Source organism: Pseudomonas sp. GW456-E7, assembly GCF_059424105.1.
Window position 1 is genome coordinate 1 of the sequence record NZ_JBWKZB010000087.1, and the last position, 10,666, is coordinate 10,666.

Here is a 10,666-nt window from a genome sequence, read left to right on the forward strand (position 1 = left end):
GCCAACCTGTCCCCCGCAAACCCAGCACGATGTTCGTCATCGCCCCGGACATCAACACCGAAACCCTGCTGGCCCACGCCTGTGAATCACTGGCGTCGGCGAGTGTGATGGCGAGTGATTTCGCGGGGTTTCTGCAGGGCTCGCAGCGCAATACGATGCTGGGGATTGCGCAGGTGATCATGCTGGGTGAGCTGGCGGTGAACCGGGCGCTGGATAATCTCGATCCGCAGGATTAGTGGACAAAGGCCCGACCCAGGGCCGTGAAGCCCGGGCCGGCCAGGACGATCAATAACGCCGGGAAGAGAAACAGCATCATCACGACGGACATTTTGGCGGACATCTTGGAGATGTATTCCTGCAGGCGCGTCAGGCGCCGGTCGTCGAGCAGCTGTTTGAGCGCCAGCAAGGACTTCATCGCGCCGCCACCCTGATGGATCAATTGTTGAAGGATCACGCAGGTGTCGGTGAACTCGTCTACCGCAAGCAAGCGGGTGGTCTTGTTCAACTCGTCGCCCAGTTCCAGGCCTGAATCGACGCGGGTCAGAATCAGGCGCAGTTCATGGGTCAGGGCGGGCAGCAAATGCCTGCCCTCCTGGCTCAGCACACGCAGGGATTGCTCCACCGCCATGCCCGATTCGAACAGGGTGCGCAGCAGCGCGATGAAGGTCGAGGTTTCAGTGGCCAGTTGTTTTTGCCGACGCTGTGCAGCGGCGGCCAGCCAGCGCTTGGGCAACAGATAGCCCATGCTGGTGGCGAGCATCGGGGCGATCCAGTGATTCTCCACATTTGGGTAGAACAGTCCCTGGATCAGCAGGCACAAGGACAGCGCCAACACCGGCGCGCCCACCTGCATGGCGGCGAACAGTGAGCGTTGACGTACGCTGCGCCAGCCCAGGCGGTTGAGCAGGGTCTGGGTTTCGTTGTCCATTTTGACCGACTGTTGCCCCAGGCGACTGGCGCCCAGGGCTTGCAGCAGTTGGGTAAGGTGGCTATCCCCCGGCGCCTTGCCATCCAGTCGCTGGGCCACCTGGCGTGCCCGGCGGCTTTGCTCCAGCAAGGCGCTGAGCAACAACAGCGCAGCCCCGAAAAGCAGCAGCGCGCTCACCAGCAAGAGCATCTTCGTATTCATAGGCTACGCAACATGCGCCAAAGCGCCAGGCAACCGAACACCTGAAATCCGAAGGCACTCGCCAGCATGGTTTGCCCCGAGCTGTCGTGCCACATGGAAAGCAGGTAGGTCGGATTGGTGAGTAGAAAATAGCCTGCGACCGAGACTGGCAGCAGGGCCAGGACTACGGCCGTGATACGGGTTTCGCCGGTCATGGCCTTCAACTGGCGAGCCGCTTGCTCGCGTTCACGGATCATCTTGATCAGGTTTTCCAGCAGCTCACTGGCATTGCCGCCGTAACGGTGGTTGACCTTCAAGCCGAGTGCGAGCAAGCGCAGTTCATCTTTTTCGTACAGCTCGGCGAAGTCCGAAGCGGCGTCTGCCAGGTTGACCCCCAGTTGCACATTGCGTTGAATCCGGCCCATGGCATTTTTCAGCGGGTCTTCGGCCGCATCGATGGCGCCGAGCGCGGCATCGGCCAGGGTCCGTCCGGACTTCAGGCTGCGTACGGCATGGTCGAGCAACATCGGCAGCTGTTCGATCATGCGACTGAGGCGACGCTGGTAACGCCAGCTGACGAACAGTCGTACCGCCACCGGAGGCACCAGCAGCACCAGCAGCGCGCCGATCCAGCCACCCAGGGCAACTCCCAGCAGCACTCCGAGTATCCAGAACACCAGCCATTGACCCAGGCGTTCGGTGGGGCGTCCGAGTCCGGCACGCAGGAACGCGCGCTCAAGGCCCGCCCAAGACGACTTGTGCTCGACCCGCAGCGGTTGCCCCTGGCTCAGGCGTCCCAGAATCCGTTCGTTGCCGGTCTGGCGCAAGCCGTTATAGAGCAGGCGCAGCGCCAGGCCGAGAAAGATCAGGCAAAAGAGGATGAGCAGCGCTGGTTTGAGCATGCCGTGGCCTCAGTACGCCGAGGGAGACAGCGCCGAGTCCCGGCGCAATTTGTCGCCAGCCGGGTTCACGGCTTCTCGCAGGAAACCGAACCCGGTATGGCGGTCGAAACGGAACAGCGTGTTGGTGACATACACGTCGTCGCGCACACCGACGACTTCCACCACTTCACTGACACAGCGGCGGCCGTCGGGCAGGCGCGTGAGCTGGATGACCACGTCGAGCGCCGCGCAGATCATTTGCCGCAGGGTGCGCTCGGCGATGCTGCGGCCGGTCAGGCCCACCAGGGTCTCCAGGCGCAGCAGCGCATCCTGGGCGTTGTTGGCGTGTACGGTACTCATCGAGCCGTCGTGGCCGGTGTTCATCGCGGTCAACACATCGACCACTTCGACGCCGCGAATCTCGCCGAGGATGATCCGGTCCGGTCGCATCCGCAGGGCGTTGCGGATCAGGTCGCTGGCTTTTACTTCGCCATGACCTTCGGCATTCGGTGGACGGGTTTCCAGGCGCACGACGTGAGGGTGGCCCAGTTGCAGTTCGGCGACGTCTTCGATGGTGACCAGGCGTTCCTGAGGGTTGATCAACTGGCTGAGAATGTTCAGCAGCGTGGTCTTGCCGGTGCCGGTACCGCCGCTGATCAGGATGTTGCAGCGTTTGCCCACGGCTTCCTGAATGAATTCGAAGATCGCGTGATCGATGGTTTGCATCGCCACCAGGTCGGAGCTTTTGAGCATGTCCTGGCGGAATTTGCGGATCGACAGGCACGGACCATCGAGGGCTATCGGCGGAATGATGGCGTTGACCCGGCTGCCGTCCGGCAGGCGCGCGTCGACCATGGGCGAAGACTCGTCGAGCCGCCGGCCCAGGGGCGCGAGAATCCGTTGCATGACACGTTCGACGTGGTGCGAATCGATAAAGCGCAAGTCACTCAGGTGCAGCAAGCCTTCGCGTTCGACAAATACCCGGTGTGGACCGTTGACCAGGATCTCGGTCACCGCCGGGTCGCGCAGCAGTACTTCCAGCGGGCCGAAACCGGTGAGCTCGTCGACGATCTCCTCGGCCAGACGCTCCATTTCATAGCGGGAAATCGCCAGGTGCAAGCGCGCGATGTACTCGGCCACCTTGTCGATCACGAATTGCGACAGCGCCTGGCGCGTGCCCTCCAGCAGGTTTTTCCCTGACTCTTCGATGGCGTCGATGATGTAGCGGTGCAGCACCAGTTTCAGGCCTTCGTGGTCGGTATTGCCGACCGCGCCGCGATGGGGGGAGCCGAAGAGTTTTTCACTGCTCATTGTGCGCCCCTCAAGCGGTTGAACCAGCCGGTCTTGGGTTTGACCAGGCCTTCGGAGTGCCTGGCCAGGCGCTCGCCGAGTGCGCGCAGGCTCTGGGTGAGGCCCTCGCGCGGGGCCAGTTCGAACAAGCTCAGGCCCTGGTTCTTGGCGTTGAGCCGCACTTCCGGGCTGTAGGCGAGGGTGGCGATGATCTCCAGGCCGAACGTCTTGCCCAGGGTGTCGGAGTCCGGTGCGACGTTGCGCAGGTAGCGGTCCACGAGCAGTTTGGCGTGATCGAGCTTCATGCCTTTTTCGCGCCAAAAGTTGAGCACCGTGAGGTTGCGGCGGCAGTCGAGCACGTTCTGATCGGTGTACCACAGCAGTTTGTCGCAATGGCTGACGAAGGTGCGCAGCGCTTCGCTGTCGGGTTGGCCTGTGAGGTTTACCACGATGTGCTGGAAGTGTTGGCGCAGGGCGCTGAGCAACATGTACAGCTCGGCGGCACTGGTGTGCTCCAGCGGTTCATCGCCATTGGCGTAGGCGAGGATGCGCAGCCCGGCCTCGCAACTGGTGAAGGCGCTGTCGATCAGCGTCGCGTCCAGGCGTCGCAAATGGCGCAATGCGTCGCCGAAATGAAACGAGCTTTCCAGGCCCAGCAGCGCCAGGCTATCGCCCCGGGGCAGTCCAAGGTCCAGCAGCAGCGTGTGCTGTCCGCTTTTTTGCACCACTTGCGCCATGTGCGTGGCCAGCAACGCGCCGTCGGCGCTGCTCTGCACGCCATACAGCACGGTCAGGCGGCCCAGGTGCGTGTTCGGCGCGACAGCGGGCAGGCGTTTGCTCAGGCGTCGCACCAGCCCCGCGACTTCACTTGAGCGTGAACCATAGGCCACGAAATCCCTGGCCCCGGCGCGCATCGCATTGAGTACAAGCTGGTTGTCCATGCCGTCGCCCAGCGCGACGATCGCCAGCATCGGCTTGGCTTCCAGCGCGCCTTCGATCAGCGCGCTTTGGGTGACCACGTGGTCGCGGTCCAGGCCGATGAACACCAGGCTGGCGCAGGTCACGTCCACCAGTGCCAACAGTTCGTCAAGGCTGCCGCCACCGGCGCTGACCACCTGGCCCAAGGGCGCAAGGGCACCTTGCAGCCATTCCAGGTCGGTGCTGTTGCGCGTGATCGCGAGGAAGGTTTGACTCAGGTTCTGGCTCATTGCGATAACTCGCTACGTGATATCGCACTTGCCGACAGGCCGCCGGGCAAAGTGGCCCGGATCAAGCCGTTGAACAATGGCGTAAGAGGTCTGCGCATGGAAAGGCATCCTTGCTCGACTCAGGGTGTTTGTTGGGTGATCTCGATACCGCGAATGACTTCCACGCTCTGCTTGCGCGGGGCGGCGACAGAGTGGGTGACAGGTTTGGGTGGCCCGGTCATGGCCAACTGGCTGAATTGCAACAACTCGCGGTTGGCATTGGCCAGGTTGGCGGCAGAGTTGCTTTCGCCGGCCCAGTAGCGCGCCAGGCGTTTCTCATCGGCGCTGCGCACGGCCAGGCGCAGCACGCCGGCCTGGGTCGCGAGCATCAGGCGGCTCACCAGTTGTTCAGGAACGGCGAGCAACACGGTGCGGGCCGCGGCGCGCGATTGATCCTGTTTGAGTTTTTCCTCGGCATTGCGTGCCGGGCTGGAAGGCTGGCCGTCGTTGGTCAACCCCAACTGCTCGCCGACCCCGAGCACCCGCAAGGCCGGCACCACGAGTTGGGCCGTTGGCTGAGGATTGAGGGTGTCCATGCGCAGGAACAGCAGCACATCGACATAGTCGCCCGGGGTCAGTTGCCCGCCGACAATGACCACTTCGTCCGTGGCGACCGCCAGGGCGCGTTCATTGGGGCGGATCATCCGCGACAGCTTGCTGCCGGCTTCGAAGCTTTCGTCGTTGAGCCAGCTGCCGGCGGTGAGGGCGCGCCAAGGGGTGCGGCCAATCGCCTGGTCGAGGCTGGTCAGGCTGCCGGCCGGAGCGGTGTGCAACTGTTCCAGCACGACATCGGCGGCGGTGATCGGCGTATAGGGCGCGACATCGTTGACCAGCACGACCACGGGATGGCGGGTCGGGTCATTTGCCGACACGGGCGCTTGTGCGATGGCCGGCGGTGCATTGACGGTCGATTGGGCTACGGCCTCGGGAGCCGGTTGGCGACTCAATGTGAGACCCCAGTAACCGGTAATGATGGCACCGACCAGAAACAATCCGGCGAGACCCAGAGTGACACGGCTGTTCATGAAGGCTCTCCCTTTCCTGCTGCGCAAACCCCGTCAAGTCCAACGAGACAACTTCGCAATCAGGCAGCTATGAACATGGAACTATTTCGCTATTTGACCGTAGCGCAGGTAGAGCAAAATGCCATTAGCGCGGGGAAAATATCTAACGAAAGTGCAAAGTTGCGATAAAACGACCTGTTTTTGACGTCAACGAAACGGTTAATACTTTAGTGTTAATGCGTATTTACAGTTGTTGGGCCAGGGAATGCCGACAATGCTGGTGCTGGCACTGGGGAATCATGTTGCGTCCGTGCAACACCCGTCGTCGTCCAGGAGAAATACCATGTCTTTTTCCAAGCTTGTTGAGAAGGTCAAATCCGAGATCGCGCTTTACAAAGAGCTGGTCAAAGATACCGAGGGTGCATCCGGTATCGAGTACGCCATTGCTGCCGGGATGGCGGCGGTTGTCATGGTGACTTTCATGACGCCTATTGCCGACGCGGTAAAGGGGATTTTTCAGATCATCAAGGACAATCTGGTTCCGACGCCTTGAGTGTGTTGGCTGGCTTGTCCACGTGATCTCAACGTTTGTGCCCAGTCCATTGCAGGTGTCACCTCATGAACGCTCACGCACAGCCACGCCAACAGCTGCTTCTGGTGGATGACGAAGAGGACGCATTGCTTGAGTTGGCGGAGTTGCTGGAGGGTGAGGGGTTCAATTGTTTTACCGCCACTTCGGTCAAGCTTGCGCTGCAGCATCTGACCCGGCATCCCGATATCGCTTTGGTGATCACTGATTTGCGCATGCCGGAGGAGAGTGGCATGTCGTTGATCAGGCGGTTGCGCGAGCATACGTCTCGTGAGCATTTGCCGGTGATTGTGATGTCGGGGCATGCGGGCATGGACGATGTCAGTGATATGTTGCGCTTGCAGGTGCTGGATCTTTTTCGCAAGCCGATTTATCACGTGCGGTTGTTGGAGACGTTGAATAATCTGTTTCCGTTGCCGCAGGTTTATTTGGTTAAGGGGTGAGTTGAGTACATATCCGTTATTTAGGTAACGGCGGCTTATGGTTTCGCCCTTACGGCGACTCCCTTTTTTACAAGCGCCTAAAAAAGGAAGCAAAAAACGCTCGCCCCGAACGTACGGCCCCTCGCTGAGGCTCGGGGTTCCTTCGCTGCGGTATTCATCACCTGCGCTCAGCCTGCCGAGGGGGCGGGTGGATCAAGATCAAGAGCGGCAGGCGAGCTAACGCTCGGCCTGTAGGAGCTGCCGCAGGCTGCGATCTTTTGATCTTGATCTTCCGCTCTTAAAAAACAAAATCAAAAGATCGCAGCCTGCGGCAGCTCCTACAGGGATTTTTGTCCGTCCGCGATATTCGCGGTTTACCCGGTCAATGTAGGAGCTGCCGAAGGCTGCGATCTTTTGATCTTGATCTTCCACCCTTTCGACATTGTCAAAATCAAAGGTAGGAGCAAGCTTATCAGGCCACCGGCCGCCAATGCCCGACCATGTGCTCCAGCTCTCCGACACCCACCAACTCAAACTCCCCGCTCGCCCCTGGCTCGCTGGCCAGCAACGCCACCTCACTGGGCAGCCGTACCGGCTTCTTGAACTGCACCGCGATCTCGACGTTCGCCACAGGCAGGTGCCCGGCCAGTGCCGCCAGTGTGCGCGCCTTGTTCCACAGGCCATGGGCGATGGCGGTCGGGAAGCCGAAGAGTCGGGCGCTGGCCGCGCTCAGGTGGATCGGGTTGTAGTCGCCGGACACCTTGGCGTATTGCCGGCCGATGTCCGAGGACGCTTTCCAGTGTTCGACTTCGTTCATGTCCAGACTCGTTACCAGGTTCTCCTCCAGCGGTTCGCCCTCGAGTTTGACGCCGCGGCAGAGCATCCGGCTTTGTGCCTCCCACAACGGCCCCAGTTGATCGTCAAGGGTGGTCAGCAAATCGAACGTCGCGCCTTTGGCGTGGGGTTGCAGGTTCTGCACCTGCACGCTGACACGCGCCCGACTTACCCCGCCCATGGGGCGTAGCAGGCGAATTCGATTGCTCAGGTGAATCAGGCCCAGCAGCGGGAACGGGAAGTCCCTGGCCGTGAGCAATTGCATCTGCAAGGCAAAACCGAGGATATGCGGATAGGTCGGCGGCAGCAGGCCGTTGTCGGCGAAACCACAGACCTTTCGATAGGCCGCCAGGCGTTTGGGATCGACGTCGACCCAGCAGCGCAAACCCGAATCGGGCAGGGTGGTGCCAGTGATTTTTCGCCGTGTCGCCGCTCGTGCGTACAACCCCGGGAGGCTCGGTTCGCGGTTGAGAGTGTGCCAGTCGGTGATCATCCTCAAGCCCCCAGAACGCTTTGCCCGCAGACGCGCAACGCTTGCCCGGTGAATGCGCCGGTGCCTGGTTGCGCGAGCCAGGCCACGGCTTCGGCGACGTCCTGTGGCAGGCCGCCTTGGCCGAGGGAGCTCATGCGCCGTCCGGCTTCGCGCAGGCCGAAGGGTATGTGTGCGGTCATTTGCGTTTCGATGAATCCCGGTGCCACGGCGTTGATACTGATGCCGCGTTCGGTGAGCAGCGGCGCCCAGGCTTGCGCCAGGCCTATGAGCCCGGCCTTGCTCGCTGCGTAGTTGGTTTGCCCGCGATTGCCGGCGATACCGCTGATGGAGGCCAGCAGAATCACCCGGGCGTTGTCGTGCAGGGCGCCGCTATCGAGCAGGGCTTTGGTCAGCACTTGCGGTGCGTTGAGGTTGACGGCCAGTACGGCGTCCCAGAAGTCCGGGGTCATGTTGGCCAGGGTTTTATCGCGGGTGATGCCGGCGTTGTGCACCACGATGTCGAGGCCGTCGGGCAATTGTTCGATCAACTGTGCGGCGGCGTCTTCGGCGCAGATGTCGAGGCTGATGCTGCGTCCGCCGAGGCGTGCGGCGAGGGCGTCGAGATCGGTTTTGGCCGCAGGCACGTCGAGCAGGATGACGTCGGCACCGTCACGGGCCAGGGTTTCGGCGATGGCGGCGCCAATGCCGCGCGCCGCGCCGGTAACCAGTGCCTTGCGCCCGGCGAGCGGGCGCGTCCAGTCGCTGACGGGCGTGGAGCACGGATTCAGGCGAATGACCTGCCCGGACACGAAGGCGCTTTTCGGCGAGAGGAAAAACCGCAGCGGGCCTTCCAGTTGCGCCTCGGCCCCTTCGCCGACGTAGATCAATTGCAGGGTGCCACCGCTGCGCAATTCCTTGGCCAGGGAACGGCTGAATCCCTCCAAGGCACGCTGCGCACTGGCGGCGAACGGGTCACGCAGGGTGTGCGGATCGCGTCCGAGAATCACCAGGTGCGCACAGTGATCGAGGTTCTTCATCAGCGGCTGGAAAAACTCACGCAGTTGCTTGAGTTGATCGGTGTGCAGCAGGTCACTGGCGTCGAACACCACGGCCTTGAGTTTCGGTCCATGGCCGGGAATCCAGGCCGTGGCCATCGAAGGCTCGGTGCCGTAGCTGTAGATCGCGTCGGTCAGGCGGTTGGCGAAGGCACTGACCTGTTCCGCCAATGGCCCGCCGCCGATCAGCAGCGCACCTTCCACGGGCCGCAGCCGGCCTGCCTGCCAGCGCTCCAGTCGAGTCGGTGTCGGCAACCCCAGGGCACCGACCAGGCGATGGCCGATGGACGAATTGGCGAAGTCGATATAGCGGTCAGACATGGAACGCGCTCCGAAAGCTGGGGTTCAAAGTGTGGACCATGAATGGCGATCAGTCGTTCGATCCACGAGATAAGGCCTACGCTTGGTTACATTGTAGGAGCGAGCTTGCTCGCGATGGCGGTTTATCAGGCATACAAAATTTGACTGACAGACCGCCATCGCGAGCAAGCTCGCTCCCACAGGGGACCTTGCTCACATTTAAAATTTTGCAGAGGCTTTATATGACCCAGCTGCGCCGCGTCGCGATCATCGGCGGTAACCGGATTCCTTTCGCCCGCTCCAACGGCCCCTACGCCACGGCCAGCAACCAGGTGATGCTCACTGCTGCCCTCGAAGGCCTGATCGAGCGCTACAACCTGCATGGCCAGCGCATCGGCGAAGTGGTCGCTGGCGCCGTGCTCAAGTTGGCGCGGGACATGAACCTCACACGCGAGTGCGTACTCGGCTCGCGGTTATCGCCCGCCACCCCGGCCTACGACATCCAGCAGGCGTGCGGCACCGGGCTGGAAGCGGCGTTGCTGGTGGCGAACAAGATTGCCCTGGGCCAGATCGACTGCGGCATCGCCGGTGGCGTGGACACCACCTCGGATGCACCGATCAGCGTCAGCGAAGGGCTGCGCAAAATCCTCCTGCAAGCCAACCGCGCGAAAACCACCGGCGACAAACTGAAAACCTTCCTGCAATTGCGCCCCAAACATCTGATCCCCGAGTTCCCGCGCAACGGTGAGCCGCGCACCGGGTTGTCCATGGGGCAGCACTGCGAACTGATGGCCCAGACCTGGAACATCCCGCGCGAAGCCCAGGATCAATTGGCGCTTGAGAGCCATCAGAAGCTCGCGGCGTCCTACGCCGAAGGCTGGCACAACGATCTGATGACGCCGTTCCTGGGACTCACCCGCGACAACAACCTGCGCCCTGATTCGACCCTGGAAAAGCTCGCCGCACTCAAGCCGGCCTATGAGAAAAGCGCCAAGGGCACCCTGACGGCGGGCAACTCCACGCCGCTGACCGATGGGGCGTCACTGGTGCTGCTGGGCAGCGAAGAATGGGCGAAGGCGCGAGGGTTGCCGATTCTTGCCTACTGGCGTGACGGCGAGGCGGCGGCGGTGGATTTCGTCAACGGTGCCGAAGGGTTGTTGATGGCGCCGGTCTACGCCGTGCCGCGCTTGCTCGCGCGCAATGGCCTGACCCTGCAGGACTTCGACTACTACGAAATCCACGAAGCCTTCGCCGCGCAAGTGCTGTGCACATTGAAGGCCTGGGAAGATCCGCAGTACTGCAAGACCCGTCTCGGGCTCGATGCACCGTTGGGCTCGATTGACCGCAGTCGGCTCAACGTCAAGGGCAGTTCATTGGCGGCGGGGCATCCGTTTGCCGCCACCGGTGGGCGCATCGTTGCCAACCTGGCGAAGTTGCTGGATGCGGCGGGCAAGGGGCGGGGGC

General features: G+C 62.1%; 11 protein-coding genes. 4 read left to right on the forward strand and 7 right to left on the reverse strand.

The window, feature by feature from the left end; all coding sequences use genetic code 11:
* Nucleotides 1-236: DUF6124 family protein (locus AC07YV_RS29105; protein WP_102702717.1), on the forward strand; the 236-nt coding region annotated here is incomplete at its 5' end.
* On the opposite strand, the gene AC07YV_RS29110 is transcribed toward AC07YV_RS29105, so the two are convergent.
* The 5 genes from AC07YV_RS29110 to cpaB form a co-directional block, all read right to left on the reverse strand.
* A complete protein-coding gene (locus AC07YV_RS29110; protein ID WP_102702718.1) occupies nt 233-1,129 on the reverse strand; it encodes a type II secretion system F family protein in 897 nt (298 codons plus the stop codon). The genes AC07YV_RS29105 and AC07YV_RS29110 overlap by 4 nt on opposite strands.
* Nucleotides 1,126-2,010, reverse strand: coding sequence for a type II secretion system F family protein (locus AC07YV_RS29115; RefSeq protein WP_102702719.1), 885 nt, complete (start codon nt 2,008-2,010; stop codon nt 1,126-1,128). Before AC07YV_RS29115 ends, AC07YV_RS29110 begins: the two co-directional genes overlap by 4 nt.
* A 9-nt stretch (nt 2,011-2,019) precedes the next feature.
* A complete protein-coding gene (locus tag AC07YV_RS29120; RefSeq protein ID WP_102702720.1) occupies nt 2,020-3,300 on the reverse strand; it encodes a TadA family conjugal transfer-associated ATPase in 1,281 nt (426 codons plus the stop codon).
* Nucleotides 3,297-4,487 carry a CpaE/TadZ family protein gene (locus tag AC07YV_RS29125; protein WP_102702721.1) on the reverse strand — a complete coding sequence of 397 codons (1,191 nt, stop codon included), beginning with the start codon at nt 4,485-4,487 and terminating at the stop codon, nt 3,297-3,299. Before AC07YV_RS29125 ends, AC07YV_RS29120 begins: the two co-directional genes overlap by 4 nt.
* A gap of 119 nt (nt 4,488-4,606) precedes the next feature.
* Entirely contained in the window at nt 4,607-5,551 is a 945-nt protein-coding gene (cpaB, locus tag AC07YV_RS29130) for a Flp pilus assembly protein CpaB (RefSeq protein WP_102702722.1), read from the reverse strand.
* 322 nt (nt 5,552-5,873) lie between these two features.
* On the opposite strand from cpaB, the gene AC07YV_RS29135 reads away from it, so the two are divergent.
* Together AC07YV_RS29135 and AC07YV_RS29140 are read left to right on the forward strand one after the other, a co-directional pair.
* Nucleotides 5,874-6,083, forward strand: coding sequence for a Flp family type IVb pilin (locus AC07YV_RS29135; protein ID WP_102702723.1), 210 nt, complete (start codon nt 5,874-5,876; stop codon nt 6,081-6,083).
* 65 nt (nt 6,084-6,148) lie between these two features.
* Entirely contained in the window at nt 6,149-6,562 is a 414-nt protein-coding gene (locus AC07YV_RS29140) for a response regulator (protein WP_007980910.1), read from the forward strand.
* A 451-nt stretch (nt 6,563-7,013) separates the two neighbouring features.
* Here AC07YV_RS29140 and AC07YV_RS29145 read toward each other — a convergent pair whose 3' ends face one another.
* Together AC07YV_RS29145 and AC07YV_RS29150 are read right to left on the reverse strand one after the other, a co-directional pair.
* Nucleotides 7,014-7,868 (reverse strand): MaoC family dehydratase, encoded by an 855-nt coding sequence (locus AC07YV_RS29145; protein WP_102702724.1) that lies wholly within the window; start codon nt 7,866-7,868, stop codon nt 7,014-7,016.
* A gap of 2 nt (nt 7,869-7,870) precedes the next feature.
* Nucleotides 7,871-9,223: a 3-oxoacyl-ACP reductase gene (locus AC07YV_RS29150; RefSeq protein ID WP_102702725.1), complete on the reverse strand. Its 1,353-nt coding sequence runs from the start codon at nt 9,221-9,223 to the stop codon at nt 7,871-7,873.
* Nucleotides 9,224-9,444: 221 nt separating this feature from the next.
* On the opposite strand from AC07YV_RS29150, the gene AC07YV_RS29155 reads away from it, so the two are divergent.
* The coding region (locus tag AC07YV_RS29155; protein ID WP_102702726.1) for an acetyl-CoA C-acetyltransferase at nt 9,445-10,666 on the forward strand (1,222 nt) is incomplete at its 3' end.